The organism is Pseudoxanthomonas sp. GM95 (genome assembly GCF_900109775.1).
Classification (GTDB): domain Bacteria; phylum Pseudomonadota; class Gammaproteobacteria; order Xanthomonadales; family Xanthomonadaceae; genus Pseudoxanthomonas_A.
The window spans coordinates 1,444,937-1,460,393 of record NZ_FOAX01000002.1 but is presented as its reverse complement, the minus strand read 5'-3'; the positions used below and the strand labels follow the sequence as shown (position 1 = coordinate 1,460,393).

The 15,457-nt window shown below is 68.0% G+C and carries 15 protein-coding genes; 8 read left to right on the top strand and 7 right to left on the bottom strand.

Going from position 1 to position 15,457, the window contains the following annotated elements:
• Positions 1-24: 24 nt before the first annotated feature.
• Both BMZ17_RS14375 and BMZ17_RS14370 read right to left on the bottom strand, forming a co-directional pair.
• Positions 25-1,818 (bottom strand): hypothetical protein, encoded by a 1,794-nt coding sequence (locus tag BMZ17_RS14375; protein WP_093139233.1) that lies wholly within the window; start codon positions 1,816-1,818, stop codon positions 25-27.
• 15 nt (positions 1,819-1,833) lie between these two features.
• Positions 1,834-2,427 (bottom strand): NfuA family Fe-S biogenesis protein, encoded by a 594-nt coding sequence (locus tag BMZ17_RS14370; RefSeq protein WP_093139230.1) that lies wholly within the window; start codon positions 2,425-2,427, stop codon positions 1,834-1,836.
• Between the two features lie 107 nt (positions 2,428-2,534).
• Between BMZ17_RS14370 and BMZ17_RS14365 the strand changes: the two genes are divergently transcribed.
• Both BMZ17_RS14365 and BMZ17_RS14360 read left to right on the top strand, forming a co-directional pair.
• On the top strand, positions 2,535-2,882 hold the full coding sequence (locus BMZ17_RS14365) for a 4a-hydroxytetrahydrobiopterin dehydratase (RefSeq protein WP_093139227.1): 348 nt from the start codon (positions 2,535-2,537) through the stop codon (positions 2,880-2,882).
• Positions 2,879-3,319 (top strand): energy transducer TonB, encoded by a 441-nt coding sequence (locus BMZ17_RS14360; RefSeq protein WP_093139224.1) that lies wholly within the window; start codon positions 2,879-2,881, stop codon positions 3,317-3,319. The genes BMZ17_RS14365 and BMZ17_RS14360 overlap by 4 nt, the downstream gene beginning before the upstream one ends.
• Positions 3,320-3,343: 24 nt before the next feature.
• Here the strand turns inward: BMZ17_RS14360 and BMZ17_RS14355 are convergent, their stop codons facing one another.
• Positions 3,344-4,324, bottom strand: coding sequence for an RluA family pseudouridine synthase (locus BMZ17_RS14355; protein WP_093139221.1), 981 nt, complete (start codon positions 4,322-4,324; stop codon positions 3,344-3,346).
• A 418-nt stretch (positions 4,325-4,742) separates the two neighbouring features.
• Between BMZ17_RS14355 and rne the strand changes: the two genes are divergently transcribed.
• On the top strand, positions 4,743-8,063 hold the full coding sequence (rne, locus tag BMZ17_RS14350; RefSeq protein ID WP_093139219.1) for a ribonuclease E: 3,321 nt from the start codon (positions 4,743-4,745) through the stop codon (positions 8,061-8,063).
• Between the two features lie 108 nt (positions 8,064-8,171).
• On the opposite strand, the gene BMZ17_RS14345 is transcribed toward rne, so the two are convergent.
• Together BMZ17_RS14345 and BMZ17_RS14340 are read right to left on the bottom strand one after the other, a co-directional pair.
• A complete protein-coding gene (locus BMZ17_RS14345) occupies positions 8,172-8,819 on the bottom strand; it encodes a response regulator (protein WP_093139216.1) in 648 nt (215 codons plus the stop codon).
• 80 nt (positions 8,820-8,899) lie between these two features.
• A complete protein-coding gene (locus BMZ17_RS14340; RefSeq protein ID WP_093139213.1) occupies positions 8,900-9,379 on the bottom strand; it encodes a DUF421 domain-containing protein in 480 nt (159 codons plus the stop codon).
• Between the two features lie 282 nt (positions 9,380-9,661).
• On the opposite strand from BMZ17_RS14340, the gene BMZ17_RS14335 reads away from it, so the two are divergent.
• Positions 9,662-9,904, top strand: a complete 243-nt coding sequence (locus tag BMZ17_RS14335) for a hypothetical protein (RefSeq protein ID WP_175485595.1) — start codon at positions 9,662-9,664, stop codon at positions 9,902-9,904.
• A gap of 118 nt (positions 9,905-10,022) precedes the next feature.
• Here the strand turns inward: BMZ17_RS14335 and BMZ17_RS14330 are convergent, their stop codons facing one another.
• The gene (locus BMZ17_RS14330; protein ID WP_093139208.1) at positions 10,023-10,772 is read right to left on the bottom strand and encodes an SDR family oxidoreductase; all 750 of its coding nucleotides are present in this window, start codon (positions 10,770-10,772) and stop codon (positions 10,023-10,025) included.
• A gap of 26 nt (positions 10,773-10,798) precedes the next feature.
• Entirely contained in the window at positions 10,799-11,275 is a 477-nt protein-coding gene (locus BMZ17_RS14325; protein ID WP_093139205.1) for a (R)-mandelonitrile lyase, read from the bottom strand.
• 186 nt (positions 11,276-11,461) lie between these two features.
• On the opposite strand from BMZ17_RS14325, the gene BMZ17_RS14320 reads away from it, so the two are divergent.
• The 4 genes from BMZ17_RS14320 to BMZ17_RS14305 all read left to right on the top strand — a co-directional run bounded on the left by BMZ17_RS14320 (position 11,462) and on the right by BMZ17_RS14305 (position 15,405).
• Positions 11,462-12,364 (top strand): LysR family transcriptional regulator, encoded by a 903-nt coding sequence (locus tag BMZ17_RS14320; RefSeq protein WP_093139203.1) that lies wholly within the window; start codon positions 11,462-11,464, stop codon positions 12,362-12,364.
• 336 nt (positions 12,365-12,700) lie between these two features.
• Positions 12,701-13,759: an NAD(P)-dependent alcohol dehydrogenase gene (locus BMZ17_RS14315; protein WP_093139201.1), complete on the top strand. Its 1,059-nt coding sequence runs from the start codon at positions 12,701-12,703 to the stop codon at positions 13,757-13,759.
• A gap of 104 nt (positions 13,760-13,863) precedes the next feature.
• Positions 13,864-14,643 carry a carboxymuconolactone decarboxylase family protein gene (locus BMZ17_RS21410; RefSeq protein WP_093139199.1) on the top strand — a complete coding sequence of 260 codons (780 nt, stop codon included), beginning with the start codon at positions 13,864-13,866 and terminating at the stop codon, positions 14,641-14,643.
• A gap of 27 nt (positions 14,644-14,670) precedes the next feature.
• Positions 14,671-15,405 (top strand): RibD family protein, encoded by a 735-nt coding sequence (locus BMZ17_RS14305; RefSeq protein WP_093139197.1) that lies wholly within the window; start codon positions 14,671-14,673, stop codon positions 15,403-15,405.
• Positions 15,406-15,457: the final 52 nt, after the last annotated feature.

Genomic DNA, 15,457 nt, shown 5'->3' with positions numbered 1-15,457 from the left:
TCAACGCACCAGGCGCGACTGCGCTCAGCTGCCTTCGGGAATCGGCGTGCGCTTGACCGGGATGTCCGGCGGCGGCCGCGCGGTGGCGGGCTGATTGTTCTTGTTCGGATCGAACAGCCCGCAGGCGCCGCCGGCCTGCAGCACCGAGACCACGCAGCGGATGCGCTTGCTGGTGCCGGGGATCGGGATCTCCATTTCGCTCACGCCGGCACGGACCCAATCCTGCAGTAGCGTGCCGCCGGGAATCCAGTAGCGGTCGAACATCGTCGGCTCGTAGCCGAACGCCGGGCGCTCCAGCCATTTGCCGGCGCGGTCGGCATCGAACTTGGCCTGCTGGCGCGAGCCCGGCACGCCGGGTTTGACCGTGCTGCCTGCGGCCGTGTCGCCGGGCAATTTGGTGCTGCCGTCGGCGTTGAACAGGCCTTTCAACCCCTCGCCTGCCCCGGCCTGGTTGCCCGGGCTGGCTTTGTTGGATGCGCCCCAGTCATCGGCGGTCTTCGGCCCGGGCGTGCCCCAGTCGTCGCTGGGTTTGGCGCCGGCACCCCGCGCGTTGGCCAGGCTGCCCGCGGTCTGGCCGCCGCTGACCGGCGACGGCGGCGCGCCGGTGTTGGCGCTACTGCTGGATGCTTGGGTCGACTGGCCCTGCTCGGCTTTGGTAGTCGCCGTATTGGAAGCGCTCGACGCTGACGATGCAGCCTCGCTCGTTTGCGCCGGGTTGGCCGCGGAGGCGGTGGCCGCTTCTGAGGCCGGCGCCGATGGCATCGGGATCTCTCGCTGACGCGCCTGCGCCGGCGTGGCCTCGCGCAGCTGGACTTCCGACGGCGTTGTGCTCGGGCGCACGGCCTGCAGCGCCGGCGCCTGTACGGTCTGGACTTCTTCCGGCATCGGGATGTCGCGCTGGCGCACCTGCGGCTGGGCGGCGGCCGTCGCCGGCAGGTCCATCGGACGCGGCGCCACCTGCTGCACGGCGACCGGCTGCTGGCTCTGCACCACCTCGACCTCGCGAACCCGCGCGGCCGTCTGCGGCATCTGGATCGTCGGGCTCTGCAGCTGGATCTGCGGCGGCGTGACCGGCGGCACCACGAAATCCTGCGTGGGCTGCGAGGTTTCGGTGACCTGCAGCGGTTGCTCGACCGGCGGCGTTGGCGTGGGCGTCGGTTGGGGTTCCGGCGCAGCGGCTGGCGCCGGTTGCGCGGGTTGCTGCGCGACCTGGGGCGGTGGCGGCGTTGCCGGCGGCGCTTCTGCAGGCTTCGCAGCCGTCGCTTCCGCCTGCGCGGCAGAAGCTGAAGGTGTGCGTCGCGCCGGGCTTGTCGTCTTGCTGGGCTGAGAAGGCGCGGCCGCCTGCGCACCGGTGTCCGGTGTCTGAGGCCCGGCGCCACCGCCTTCGCCCTGGGTGCCGCGGCCGATCAAGGTCAGCTGCACGCGCGTGCCGTCCTCTTCGTCGGGCGGGGCTGGCATGGTGATCAGGCTGACCAACAACAGCAGCGCGAAGAATCCCAGGTGCAGCAGCAGGCTGCCCAGGCCGCCAAGCCAGCGCGTGCCGCGCTCCTCACGCGGCGGCGGGTCCCAGTGTTGCCACAGCAGCGAGCGCAACGCCCTCCAACGCGTCATCGGCGCCACCTTCGCAGGCGGCTTGTGCGGGCGCCGCGCCAGTTCGGCCACCAGCGCATCGATCGGCGCGTAGGTCAGCTGGCCATGGCGCTGCGGCGCGTTGCGCAGCCAGATGCCCCAGCCGTGTGGCAGGCCGGTGGTGCGTTCGACAACGGGCTTGGGCCTGCGCGGCAGCAGGTACGCGATGATCTCGGTGGCAGTCGTCACCGGGGCGGCGAAATGTCAGGCCGCGTCGCGCGGCATGTACGGCGCTTCGCCCGTGTCGTGATCGGTCGCATCGCGCACCGCGGTCACGCCGGGGACGCGGGTCAGCAGGGTTTTCTCGATGCCCTGCTTGAGCGTGACATCGGCCATGCCGCAACCATGGCAACCACCGCCGAAGCGCAGGAACACCACGCCTTCGCCGGTCACTTCCTGCACTGCGACGCGGCCGCCGTGCGAGGCCAGCTGCGGATTAACTTCATGTTCGACCACCCAGCGCACGCGCTCGACCAGCGAAGCACCTTCGGCCGGCGCCTTGCCCTTGATGTGCGGCGCCTTGATGGTCAGCTGGCTGCCGGTGCCCTGGGTGACGTAATCGATCTCGGCGCCATCGAGCCACGGCACGCTGGCCGCATCCACGTAAACGGTGAAGCCATCGCAGTCCACGGCCCATTCGTCGCCGGCCAGCTCGCGCGGCTCGGCGAACTCCAGCCGCGCATCGGCGCGCGGCGTGCCCGGATCGACGGCGCTCAGGCGCACGCCGAGGCCTTCGGTGGCCTCGCGCTCGATCAGCTTGCGGAAATGGGTCTGGGCGGTGTCAGAGATCTGGATCATGGCCGTATTCTACCGGCCCGCCCGGCCTGCAGTCAGAACACTGCAGTCACGTGCCGGAATGCTACGTTCATCCGCCTGTTCGACCGGTCCGCCGCAGGAGATCCACCATGTCCGACCTCGTCCCGCTTGCCGCTGCCCACTGCCTGCCCCGCAGCGGCGCCGAACATCGCCTGGGACAGGCGCGTATCGCCGAACTCCTGCCGCAGCTGCCCGGCTGGGACCTGTCCGAACAGGGCAAGGCGCTGACCCGCACCTTCCGCTTCCCCGACTATTACCGCACCCTCGCCTTCGTCAACGCGCTGGCCTGGGTCGCCCACAGGGAAGACCACCACCCCGACCTCGGCGTGCATTACGACCGCGTGGTGGTGCGTTTTTCCACGCATGACGTGGGCGGCCTGAGCGAGAACGACTTCATCTGCGCCGCCAAGGCGCAGGCACTGGAACCCAATCAATGAACAACGCGACGTCCCTGCTCCGCCCGCTGCGCCTGGCCCTGTGCGCCTCCGCCGTCCTACTCGCCGCCGGCTGCAGCCAGCAGGCCGAGCCCGAAGCGCCCGCCGCGCCGGCCGCCACCGAACTGACCGCGCTGGAAACCCCGCCGCCGCAGTACCCGATGGAAGCAGCCTGCAACGGCAACGGCGGCACCTCGACCCTGAAGGTCACCGTTGGCACCGAGGGCGCGCCGACCGATGTCACCGTGTTCCGCGGCAGCGGCATTGCCTCACTCGACGACGCGGCGGTCGCCGCGGTGAAGACCTGGAAGTTCAAGCCCGCCACCCGCGGCGGGCAGGCGGTCGCGCAGACCATCAACGTGCCGGTGAACTTTCCGCCGCCGCAGGTCCGCCCGGACGCCTGCTTCTCGCTGGACGAGAAGAAGCCGGCCGCGCAGTAAGCACGGCCGAACGACGCGCCGGCCTCAGGCCAGCGCGTCCAGGGCGGCCGCCAGGTCGTCTGCAAGCGGCGCATTCAGAACATAGGGCGTGCGGCCGCTGTCCAGCGAAAACTCGAGCGACGCGGCATGCAGGAACAGCCGCTTCAGCCCGGCCTGTTCGCGCAGGCGCTTGTTGGCGTCCGGATCCCCGTACTTGTCGTCACCGGCCACCGCGTGGCCGATGTGCTGGGCATGGACGCGGATCTGGTGGGTGCGGCCGGTTTCGATCAGGACCTCGCAATAGGATTGGCCGCCGCGACGTTCCAGCACCTTGAAGTGGCTCACGCTGGGCTTGCCGCCGTCGTTGACCTGAACGTGGCGCTCGCCGCCCTGGCGCAGGCCGACCAGCAGCGGCGCGTCGACGGTCATGGTGCCGTCGGGCATCCGCCCGGTCAGCAGGGTCAGGTAGCGCTTGCGGATGCCCTTGTTCGGGCCGGCATCTTCGCGCAGCAGCGCCTGCAGTTCGGTCAGGGCCGAGCGCTTCTTGGCCAGGATCAGCAGGCCCGAAGTGTCCCGATCCAGGCGATGGACCAGTTCCAGCGGCTGGTTGGGCCGCAGGGCACGCATGGTCTCGATCGCGCCATGGCTGATCCCGCTGCCGCCGTGGCTGGCCACGCCGGTGGGCTTATTAATGACCAGCAGGCGCGCATCCTCGAACACGATCGCCGCCTCCATCCGCGCCAGGAAGCCGGCCGGCGGGGCTGAACCGGGGCCGGTTTCCTCCAGATTGACCGGCGGCACCCGCACCTCATCTCCGGCCAGCAGCTTGCGCTCGGCCTTGGCCCGCCCCCCGTTCACCCGGACCTGGCCGCTGCGGACCAGCTTGTAGACCAGGCTGCGCGGGGCGCCTTTGAGCTGGCCCAGCAGGAAATTATCAAGGCGCTGGCCCTCGCGGTCGGCCGGCACCACGACGGTGCGAACGGCGGTGCGCGGGGCAGGATTTTCGGGGCGTGGGGGTGCAGTCATTTGTCCATCTTGTCTGATACACTCGGCTTGCGAGATAAGGGTTTGATTTCGCAGGGAAGTTGCTCCACGGGCCAGAAGCCCAGCTTTCCTCGCGAAGCCCGGCATAGTGCGCGACCACCGTCCTCGGGATGGCCATGTTAGCGGCTCGCCGGCAGACCCCGACACCCGCCGGGTGCGTCAGACATCCGAGCTGAACACGTCCCGCGCGGCACGACCGGCCTTTGGGCCGGGCAGCCGACGGTCCTGTAGTACCGACTAGCAACAACAAGCGCTCCCGCGGCTCGCCGTGGTGTCGAAGCGCTGGAAGCTCCAACCCGCCCACTCGCGCTGTGCGCGATAAGCGGCCGAACGTTCCAGAGGCAAGAACGCCATGGCGTTTGTCGCGCGGTAGAGCGCGAGGAACGCAACAATGAAACGTATGTTGATCAATGCCACGCAGGCAGAAGAACTGCGCGTGGCGATCGTCGACGGCCAGACGCTCTACGACATCGATATCGAGCAGCCGTCCAAAGAGCAGAAGAAGTCCAACATCTACAAGGGCCGCATCACCCGGCTCGAACCTTCCCTGGAAGCCGCCTTCGTCGATTATGGCGCCGAGCGCCATGGCTTCCTGCCGCTGAAGGAAATCTCCCGCGACTACTTCCAGTCCGGCGTCGACCACAACAAGGCCGGCCTGCGCGAACTGCTGCGCGAGGGCCAGGAAGTGGTGGTCCAGGTCGACAAGGACGAGCGCGGCAACAAGGGCGCGGCCCTGACCACGTTCATCTCGCTGGCCGGCCGCTACATGGTGCTGATGCCCAACTCGCCCACCGCCGGCGGCGTCTCGCGCCGGATCGAGGGTGACGACCGCGCCGCGCTGAAGGCGGCGATGGACGCGCTGACCATCCCCGACGACATGGGCGTGATCATCCGCACCGCCGGCGTTGGCCGCGACGCCGAAGAGCTGCAGTGGGACCTGGATTACCTGCTGAGCGTCTGGAAGGCCGTGGCCGAGGCCGCGTTGGCCAAGCCGGCGCCGTTCCTGATCTACCAGGAGTCGCGCCTGATCGTGCGCGCCCTGCGCGACTACCTGCGCTCGGACGTGGGCGAGATCCTGGTCGACACCGAGGAACTGCACGCCACCGCGCAGGAATTCATGCAGCAGGTCATGCCGCACAACCTGCGCAAGCTCAAGCACTACACCGACGACATCCCGCTGTTCAACCGCTTCCAGATCGAATCGCAGATCGAAGGCGCCTACGAGCGCAACGTGCGCCTGCCCTCGGGCGGCTCGATCGTGGTCGACCAGACCGAAGCGCTGACCGCCATCGACGTCAACTCGGCCCGCGCCACCAAGGGCGGCGACATCGAGGAAACCGCGTTCCACACCAACTGCGAGGCAGCCGAGGAAGTGGCCCGCCAGCTGCGCCTGCGCGACCTGGGCGGCCTGGTGGTGATCGACTTCATCGACATGTCCTCGACCAAGCACCAGCGTGAGGTCGAGAACCGCCTGCAGAACGCGCTCAAGTACGACCGCGCCCGCGTCCAGCTGGGCCGCATCTCGCGCTTCGGCCTGATGGAAATGAGCCGCCAGCGCCTGCGTCCGAGCCTGGGCGAATCCAGCCAGATCGTGTGCCCGCGCTGCGATGGCCACGGCCGCATGCGCAGCGTGGAGTCGCTGTCGCTGTCGATCATCCGCGTGGCCGAAGAGCACGCGATGAAGGACAACACCGGGCAGGTCCTGGTGCAGGCGCCGCTGGAAATCGCCAATTACCTGCTCAACGAAAAGCGTAGCGCCCTGCGCGAGATCGAACAGCGCCACGATGCGCCGATCATCATCGTGGCCGACGAGCAACTGCACACGCCGCATTACGAAGTCACCCGTCTGCGCGAGAACGAGCTGGGCGAAGAGTCGACCAAGCCCAGCTACCAGCGCGGCACCCCGCGCAAGCTGCCGGTGCATGCGCTGACCAAGGCCCAGCTCAACATCCCGGCCGCGCCGGCCGTGACCACGGTCAAGCACGCCGCGCCCGCCCCGGTCCGCCAGGAACGCGAAGCCCCGGCCCCGGTCGAAGCCGCGCCTGCCCCGGTCGCCCCGACGCCGGTGGCAGCCGCCCCGGTCGGCGGCGTCGTCGGCTGGCTCAAGCGCGTATTCGGTGGCGTCGAAGCCCCGACGCCCGCGCCGGCCCAGCCGCAGCGCAACGAGGCCCGTCCGGCACGTCAGGACCGTGGCGGCACCGGCGGCAACAACGCCCAGCGTCGTGACGGCGGCCGCAACCAGAGCGGCAACAACGCCCGCGGTGGCCAGCAGAACGGCCAGCAGCGCCGTGGCGAACGCGACAACCGCAACAAGGACAAGGACGCCGCGCCCGCGCAGCAGGCCAACAACGGCCAGCCGCCGCGTAACCGTGGCGAACAGCAGCCCAAGCAGAACCAGCAGCCCAAGCAGCAGAACCAGCCCAAGGCCAAGCCGCAGAACGACGGCCAGCAGCAGGGCGGCCGCGGTCCCAAGCCGCCGCGCGAGTCGCAGAAGCCGGCCGCCGAAGCGCCGATCGAAACGGTGACTGCAGCCGCCGCGCTGACCGTGGCCGTGCAGGAAGCCGATCAGGTCCAGCAGCAGCCGGCGGTTGTCGAGCAGCCGGAGGCACCGGTCCAGGCCGAAGCCAAGGCCGCACCGGTCGCCGAGCCGCGCAAGGAAAAGCCGCCGGTCGTTGAAGACGCTGCAGCATCTGACGCCGACGCCGATGACGGTGACGATCAGGACAGCGACGGCAACCAGGCCGATGGCGTCGACGAAAGCGGTGCGCCGCGTCGTCGTCGTGGCCGTCGCGGCGGTCGTCGTCGTCGTCGTGGCAACGGCGAGACCGCCGGCGCCAATGGCGAGCAGAACGACGTCGAGTTGAGCGGCGACGAGGAACCGGTCGTGGTGCCGTCGTCTTCGCAGCCGGAGTTCGATTTCGACGACGCCGAGCCGGTCGCGCCCAAGCCCGCCGCCCAGCCGCGCGCGCAGGCCAATGCCGCCAGCACCGCGGCCGTAGCCGCCGCCAGCGCCACCGCCGTGGTCGCGGACGCCGTCGTGGCCGAGACCCGCGCACCTGCGCCGGTCCAGGCCGAAGCGCCGGTGGAAGCCAAGCCGCCGGTCTCCGCACCGGTGGAAACCGTTGCCGAACAGGCGCCGGTTGTTGTTCCGCCGCAGGCCGAAGCACCGCAGGTGGTTGAAGCGGCCGAGCCGGCCGTGGTCGCCGAGGCGGCACCGGTCGCCGAGATCGCCCCAGTCGTCGTGAAGACCGAATCGACCGAACACCAGTCTGTAGTCGAGGCCCAGGCCGAGATCGTGCCGGTGGTGGCTGAAGCCACGCCGGTCACGACCTTTGTCACCGAGGTCCAGATCGAACCCGCAGTCGAAGTGCCGGCGCCGGTCGTCGAACCGCAGGCCGCCGCGCCTGCCGTGGTCGAAGCCCAACCGGACCTGCTGGTCGAAGCCGAGGTCGCGCCATCTGCGGCCCAGGCCGAAGCCGAACAGGCCGCCGAGGCTTCGACTTCCGAAGCCGCACCGGTCGCGACCAAGCCCAAGCCGGCCGCATCGGCCGCCGCGGGCAGCTCGTTGTTCTTCACCGCCGATGCGGACACCCCGCGTTCGGTGACCCGCCATCTGTTCGAGCCGGTGTCCGCACCGCGCCCGGCCCAGGGCGAGACCGAAGCCAACAACGACGATGACGCGCCGGGCAGCGACAAGCCCGACAGCGAGCGCAGCGCCTGAGTCCAGGCGCCCTCGCCCGCCCCGGTCGTGCCGGGGCGGGCATGAAAAATGAAAAAAGGCGGCCGATGGCCGCCTTTTTCTTTGACGTGAGGAAGCTCTGCGCCGCGCTCAGACCACCTTGGCCGGATCGACCAGGCCGTACTGCGCGGCCAGCCGCGCCAGCGCGACCGTGTCCTGCACCTGCGCCTTCTGGAACAGCCGCGTCTTATGCGTGCTGACGGTCTTGGGACTCAGGCTGAGACGGCGTGCGATGTCCTCCTGGCGCAGGCCCTGGATCAACAGCATCGCCACTTCCAGCTCACGCGGCGACAGATCGTCGAACGGCGAATTCGCTTCGTTGACCGCCGCCATCGCCAAGTGGTGGGCAACATTGGTGCCCAGGTAACGCTTGCCGCGGGACACCTCCCGCACGGCGCGCAGCAGCTCGGCCGCATCGCCGCCCTTGCCGACGTAGCCGGAGGCACCGGCCTCCAGCACGCGCTTGGGCAGCGGGCCGTCTTCCAGCACCGAAACGATGATCACTCGGCTGCCGTAGTTGCCGCGCACGATCCGGTCGGTCACGTCGAACCCGCTCAGGCCCGGCAGGTGCATATCGCACAGCACCACGTGCGGCTTGAGCTTGCGGATGATCGGCAGCGCTTCTTCGCCGCTGTCGGCCTCGCCGACCACTTCCATATCGTCCTGGTCGGCCAGGATCATCTTCAAACCCGTGCGCACCAGCGCATGGTCGTCCACCAGAAAAACCCGGATCGTCATCCCTGCTATCCCCTTGCTCGCTGAACGTACATCCCCGCGAGCGAGCCTAACCCTGGCCCCAGATGAGGGCAAGCGCGTGGCTAGGACCTTTTTTTCAGCACCGTGATGCGGCCCGAGGTTTCCAGGATGGCCAGGTCGATCTCGGCATCGTCGCGGCAATCGGCTTCGCGCTTGGAGGTCTCGAAGTCCGCATAGCTGACGTTGCGCCGGACCAGCTCCTTCCAGTCGATGTCGCCATCGCGCGCCAGCACGACCGGCCTGCCCTGCACCAGCGCGTCCAGCGCCTTGCTGCGCGCGGTGCACACGCCGATCAGCCAGTTGAGCGCCAGCAGCACCCCCGCCAGTAGCAGGCCTCCGAGCAGCGAGGTGTCCTCGCCGATCAGCGAGTTCTGCACCGCCGTGCCCAGCAGCACGATCACCAGCGTGTCGAACGGCGTGCTCTGGCCGAGGGCGCGCTTGCCGGTCAGGCGCACCATCAGCAGCACCACCATATAGACGGCCATCGCACGCAGGACGAACTCCCACCACGGCATCGCAAGATCGAATAGTTCGTGTGGCATGTCCCTTCCCCGCCGGTGCGACGATCGCCCGATCTGCGCGGCAGCTTGCGCAAGCGTGCTGGCAGGGTGCGTGAAGTCGCCGCATTGCGCATTTCGGCGACGTCACGCGATCGCTGAAAGCGCGAGCCACGCATTCAGCAATCTGTCTGCGCAGACAAATCAATGCCCTGCACGTTTCACTAACATTCGCCGACAGACGGCGTTAGCCCCAGCCGTGTTTGCCAGTACCTTCGCACCGCTGGGGGCAGCTGTTGTGGACCGGGGATTTCAATGACGTCCTACATGTTTCGCTGCGCGCAACGCGAAGATCGCGTTTCACCGGACGCACTCTATCAACGGGTTTTCCATGCCATTACCGAGCTGCGCCGCGCGCAGCTGGACGTGGTCATGCACCTGGAACGCCTGCTGGTGATGGAAGACCACGATGGGCCGATCGTACTGGCCTCGGTGTCGGGGCCGGATGGTTGGTTCGACGATGAAACGCTGATGGGCAAGCACCAGATCAGCTGCAGCCCGTACGTCTGAGCAACAGGCGTCGCGTCGGTGCGCGATGCAAAACCTGCGACGTCTTGAACGCCGCAGGTCGCGACCGCGACCTCGCATGGCCTGCGATGCACGATCAAAGCTGCATCGCATGCTTCGCTCAATATTCCTGACGCGTCGGGCGGAACAGGATTTCGTTGATATCCACCTCGTCCGGCTGCGACAGCGCGAACACCACCGCACGCGCGAACGAATCGGCCGGGATCGCCACGTCGGCGTAGTACTTGCGCATGTTCTCGCGCACGTCGGCTTCGGTGGCGCTATCGGGCAGCTCGGTATCGACTGCGCCGGGCGAGATCACGGTGGTGCGGATGTTGTAGGGCTTGACCTCCTGGCGCAGGCCTTCGGAGATCACGCGCACCGCGTGCTTGGTGGCCGAATACACCGCGCCGCCCGCGCGCACCTTATGGCCGGCGACCGACGACACGTTGACGATGTGGCCGGACTTGCGCGCCTGCATGTGCGGCAGCACCGCGGCGATGCCGTACAGCACGCCTTTGATGTTGACGTCGATGGTGCGATCCCAGTCTTCGAGCTTGCGACGCTCCAGCAGGGACTGCGGCATCAGGCCCGCGTTGTTGATGATCACATCGACCGTGCCGAACACCTTGATGGCGTGGTCCACCAGCCGCTGTACCTGCGCCGCGTCGGTCACGTCGGTGGCCAGGGCGCTCGCCTTGCCGCCTGCGGCGACGAGCGTTTCGACCAGCGCCTTCAAGCGATCCTCGCGGCGCGCGCCCAGCACGACCGCCGCGCCCTGCGCGGCCAGCATGCGTGCGGTGGCTTCGCCCAGGCCGCTGCTGGCGCCGGTGATGACCACGACCTTGCCGTGGAGGTTGTTGTCCTGCATGTCGGATTCCTTCTGAAGCGGTGTGCTTACTGCCCGCGGTACTGCGCGTCGCTGACCTGTTCCATCCAGGTCACCGGCGAACCGTCGCGCGATTCGGCGATGGCGATGTGGCTCATCGCCACCGTCTCCTTCGCGCCATGCCAGTGCTTGACGTCGGCCGGGATCCACACCGTATCGCCGGCGCGGATTTCCTGGATCGGCTTGCCCCATTCCTGCACCTGGCCCACGCCGCTGGTGACGATCAGGGTCTGGCCCAGCGGATGGGTGTGCCATGCGGTGCGGGCGCCGGGCTCGAAGGTCACGGTCGCGCCGGCGGCGCGCGCCTCGCCGTTGCCCTTGAACGGCGCATCGACCCGCACGGTGCCGGTGAAGTAATCCGGCGAGCCAGCCACCGACGCGGCCGTGCCGACGCGGGTAACGGTGACGGGCGTGGTGTCCTCCGCGGCGCGCTCGATCGGCGCGGCGGCAGCCATCATCGACAGTGACATGGCAAACAGATTCATGGGCGAGACCTCCAATACGGGATGGCCCCAATCTAGGCGCGCGCCGTGCCCGCCACTAGCCGGCGCACTTCGCATGGTCCTAGAAGCCCCGCTCATCAATCGCGTAACGCCCGCCATTGAAGGCGTTGCGGCCGTGACTCATGATGAGCAGGCATGAATCTCATGCAGTGATCTGGTGCGTTCATCATGGCTCGCGAGAATTTCAACGATCTGATGGTGTTCGTCACCGTCGCGCGCGAAGGCAGTTTCACCCGCGCCGCGGCCCAGATGGGCCTCTCGCAATCGGCCCTGAGCCACACCGTGCGGGCGCTGGAAGCGCGCCTGGGCATCCGCCTGCTGACCCGCACCACGCGCAGCGTGTCGATGACCGAGGCCGGCGAGCGCCTGTTCGAAACCCTAGCGCCGCGCTTCGAGGAGATCGAGTCGGAGCTGTCGGCGATCACCGAATACCGCGATCGCCCCGCCGGCACCGTGCGCATTACCACCGCCGGCCACGCGGCCAAGCACTACCTCTGGCCCAAGCTGTCCAAGGTGCTGCCGCAATACCCGGACCTGAAGGTCGAGATGACCGTGGACTACGGCCTGGCCGATATCGTGGCCCAGCGCTACGACATCGGCATCCGCCTCGGCGGCACCATCGCCAAGGACATGATCGCCGTGCCGATCAGCCCGCCGCAGCGCATGGCCGTGGTCGCGGTGCCGGAGTACTTCGCCCAGCACGCGCCGCCGCTGCATCCGGCCGACCTGGCCCAGCACAACTGCATCGGCCTGCGCCTGCCCACGCACGGCGGCCTGCTGCAATGGGATTTCGAGAAGGACGGCGAGGAAGTGAAGGTCCGCGTCGATGGCCAATGGACCTTCAACGGCAGCGACGCGATCCTGCGTGCCGCGCTGGCCGGTGGCGGGCTGGGCTTCCTGCCCGAAACCATGCTGATGGAGCACCTCGCCGCCGGGCGCCTGCAACGCGTGCTGGATGATTGGTGCGATGTGTTCGAAGGCTATTACGCCTACTACCCCAGCCGCCGCCAGTCATCGAGCGCGCTGAAGGTGGTCATCAACGCCCTGCGCTACGAGCCGCCAGCGCCTTGAGGGGATCTTTCGCAACTAGTTGCACACATCCAGGCGATGCGTTGAACTCCGACACTGCCGGAATGATTTGAATTTCAGGAATTTTTTCAACGCTCGCATGACGTAGGCGTCAAGTTCGTCGAAGCGGCCAATGACCTCCAATGCGCACCGCATTGATGAGGACGTCTCATGACACCAATCAGGCGCAGCCGCTTAATGCCGCGCGATGCGCTCCGTAGCATGCAGGGCGTTCTCCCCTGCCTCGCAGGCCACCGCGACACGCGTGCATCTATCTGGCATGCAACCGCGTGATGGCGTTCAGCGCGATGCGCCCTTTCCTTCCCAGGAGCCTGATCCATGAAGACCGTCGGTTATGCCGCCCACAGCGACAGCACGCCGCTTGCCCCCTACACCTTCGAACGTCGCGCCTTGCGCGGCAACGATGTCGCGATGGAAGTCCTCTATTGCGGGGTGTGCCACTCGGACCTGCACACCGCGCGCAACGACTGGGGCTGGAGCTATTACCCGATCGTACCGGGCCACGAGATCGTCGGCCGCGTGATCGAAGTCGGCCCCGAAGTCACCCACTACAAGGTGGGTGACCACGTCGCCGTCGGTTGCATGGTCGACAGCTGCCAGCACTGCGACCAGTGCCATAACGGCGAGGAACAACTCTGCCGTGAAGGCAACACCGGCACCTACGCCGGCCGCGACCGCATCACCGGCGAGAACACCCAGGGCGGCTATTCCAAGCACCTGGTGGTGCGCGAGGAATTCGTCCTGCGCGTGCCCGAAGGCCTGGACTTGGCCAAAGCCGCGCCGCTGCTGTGCGCCGGCATCACCACCTACTCGCCGCTGCGTACCTGGAACATCGGGCCCGGCAGCCGCGTCGGCGTGATCGGCCTGGGCGGCCTGGGCCACATGGCGGTCAAGCTGGCCGTCGGCCTGGGCGCGGATGTCACCGTGCTGAGCCGCACCCCGGACAAGCTGGCTGACGCGCTGTCGCTGGGTGCCGACCGCCTGCTGGTCTCCACTGACGACGGCGCGATGGACGAGGCTGCCTCGCACTTCGACCTGATCATCGACACCGTGCCGGTCAAGCATTCGCTGGACCCGTACCTGCCGCTGCTGGACGTGGACGGCACGCTGGTCATCGTCGGCCAGGTCGGCCCGATGGAAGGCCACAGCACTGTGCCGCTGTTGTTGGGCCGCCGCCGCGTGGCGGGCTCGCCGATCGGCGGCATCGCCGAAACCCAGGAGATGCTCGACTTCTGCGCGAAGAAGAACATCCTGCCGGATTGCGAAATGATCCGCATGGACCAGATCAACGAGGCCTACGCGCGCATGGAGAAGTCCGACGTGCGCTATCGCTTCGTGATCGACATGGCCTCGCTGGAACAGCCGGCCGCCGCCTGATCCACCACGTGCGTCGTCCATGACGCACTGCGCTCGCTGGCCGCCATGCGCGGCCGGCGAAGCGCTATCGAATTCCGGTTCCTCCACTTTCAGGAGTACGCCCCATGCATCCCTTCTTCGCCACGCTGGCCGCGATGTCGCTCTCCGGCGCGCCGCAGTCCGAGCCCACGCCCAACGGCACAACGCCGTCGCCACCGATCGAAGTCCAGCAGGTCGCGCCCTCGTTGTACGACTACACCCAGGACGTGCTGTTCGGGCAGAACTGGAAGCAGGCCGACCTATCGCCGCGCGATCGCAGCCTGGTCACGCTGTCCTCGCTGGTGGCCGGTGGCCGCACCGCGCAGCTGCCTTCGCACCTCAAGCTCGGCCTAGACAATGGCCTGAAGCCGAGCGAGATCGTCGGCCTGATCACGCACCTGGCGTTCTATTCCGGCTGGCCCAATGCGATGTCCGCGGTCGGCGTGACCAAGGACGTCTTTGCCGAACGCGGCATCGATCTGTCCAGCATCAACGTCCATGACGCTGCGCTGCTGCCGGTCGATGCCGCGGCTGAAGCCAAGCGTGCCGCGACCGTCGCGAACAACGTCGCACCGCTCGCGCCGGAGCTTGCGCGCTACACCGATGAAGTGCTGTTCGCCGACCTGTGGCGTCGTCCCGATCTGACCGCACGCGATCGCAGCCTGGTGACTGTTGCCGCGCTGATCACGCAAGGCCAGGCCGAGCAGCTGCCGTTCCACCTCAACCGCGCGATGGACAACGGCCTGAGCCAGGCCCAGGTCGGCGAAGTCATCACCCATCTGGCGGTCTACGCGGGCTGGCCGCGCGCGATGTCGGCCGTGCCGGTGGCCCAGTCGGTGTTCGCTTCGCGCGCAAGCGAGTCCTAAGCGCACGCTTCCTGACGAGACCTGCCCATGCGCCCCAAGATCATCTGCCACATGGTCAGCTCCATCGATGGACGGCTGCTGGCCGATCGCTGGACCCCGCCGGCCAGTGGCATCGATCCGGACATCGTGCCGCGCCACTACGCGCAGGTCGGCACGCGCCTGGAGGCCGATGGCCTCATGGTCGGCAGTCGCACGATGGCCGAGTTCCGTGGCATCACCCGCGGCGAGCCACACCTCGCACTGGGGGCACAACCACGTAGCCTGCCGCACGTGGCCAACAAGACCGAGCCGCGCGTGGCGGTGGTGTTCGACCGCAAGGGCCGGCTCGACTACAGCGTCGATCACGCCGATGGCGATCACATCGTCGCCGTGCTCGGGCACCACGTTGAAGCGCGCTATCTGGCGCGCCTGCGCGCAAAGGGCATCTCGTATCTGTTTGCCGGTGAGGATGGCAACGACCTGGACGCCGCGCTGCGCACGCTGGCCAGCGTATTCGGCGTGCGCACGCTGCTGCTGGAAGGCGGCGCGCGCCTCAACGGCGCGTTCCTGCAGGCCGGCCTGATCGACCAGATGAGCCTGCTGGTGTATCCGGGCATCGATGGCCTGGCCGGCATGCCGAGCATCTTCGAATACCAGGGCGAGGCCTCCACGCGCCCGGCCGAAGGCCAGGTGCTGCGCCACCTCGCCACCAAGACGCTCGATGGCGGCATGGTCTGGATCCGCTACGCAGTCGAGGAAGACGCGCTGCCTGCCGTGGTGTGAGCGTGGCGTCGACAAGGCGCACGCCATCCATGAGCGGCGTTTCTAACCACAT

What these genes read in the sequence shown, in the direction of transcription:
- BMZ17_RS14315 (WP_093139201.1), top strand. Translation starts at nt 12,701, where the DNA reads ATGAAGACCGTCGGTTATGCCGCCCACAGCGACAGCACGCCGCTTGCC.
- BMZ17_RS14340 (WP_093139213.1), bottom strand. Translation starts at nt 9,379, where the DNA reads ATGCCACACGAACTATTCGATCTTGCGATGCCGTGGTGGGAGTTCGTC.
- BMZ17_RS14335 (WP_175485595.1), top strand. Translation starts at nt 9,662, where the DNA reads ATGTTTCGCTGCGCGCAACGCGAAGATCGCGTTTCACCGGACGCACTC.
- BMZ17_RS14325 (WP_093139205.1), bottom strand. Translation starts at nt 11,275, where the DNA reads ATGAATCTGTTTGCCATGTCACTGTCGATGATGGCTGCCGCCGCGCCG.
- BMZ17_RS14330 (WP_093139208.1), bottom strand. Translation starts at nt 10,772, where the DNA reads ATGCAGGACAACAACCTCCACGGCAAGGTCGTGGTCATCACCGGCGCC.
- BMZ17_RS14305 (WP_093139197.1), top strand. Translation starts at nt 14,671, where the DNA reads ATGCGCCCCAAGATCATCTGCCACATGGTCAGCTCCATCGATGGACGG.
- BMZ17_RS21410 (WP_093139199.1), top strand. Translation starts at nt 13,864, where the DNA reads ATGCATCCCTTCTTCGCCACGCTGGCCGCGATGTCGCTCTCCGGCGCG.
- BMZ17_RS14345 (WP_093139216.1), bottom strand. Translation starts at nt 8,819, where the DNA reads ATGACGATCCGGGTTTTTCTGGTGGACGACCATGCGCTGGTGCGCACG.
- BMZ17_RS14360 (WP_093139224.1), top strand. Translation starts at nt 2,879, where the DNA reads ATGAACAACGCGACGTCCCTGCTCCGCCCGCTGCGCCTGGCCCTGTGC.
- BMZ17_RS14370 (WP_093139230.1), bottom strand. Translation starts at nt 2,427, where the DNA reads ATGATCCAGATCTCTGACACCGCCCAGACCCATTTCCGCAAGCTGATC.
- BMZ17_RS14320 (WP_093139203.1), top strand. Translation starts at nt 11,462, where the DNA reads ATGGCTCGCGAGAATTTCAACGATCTGATGGTGTTCGTCACCGTCGCG.
- BMZ17_RS14365 (WP_093139227.1), top strand. Translation starts at nt 2,535, where the DNA reads ATGTCCGACCTCGTCCCGCTTGCCGCTGCCCACTGCCTGCCCCGCAGC.
- BMZ17_RS14355 (WP_093139221.1), bottom strand. Translation starts at nt 4,324, where the DNA reads ATGACTGCACCCCCACGCCCCGAAAATCCTGCCCCGCGCACCGCCGTT.
- rne (WP_093139219.1), top strand. Translation starts at nt 4,743, where the DNA reads ATGTTGATCAATGCCACGCAGGCAGAAGAACTGCGCGTGGCGATCGTC.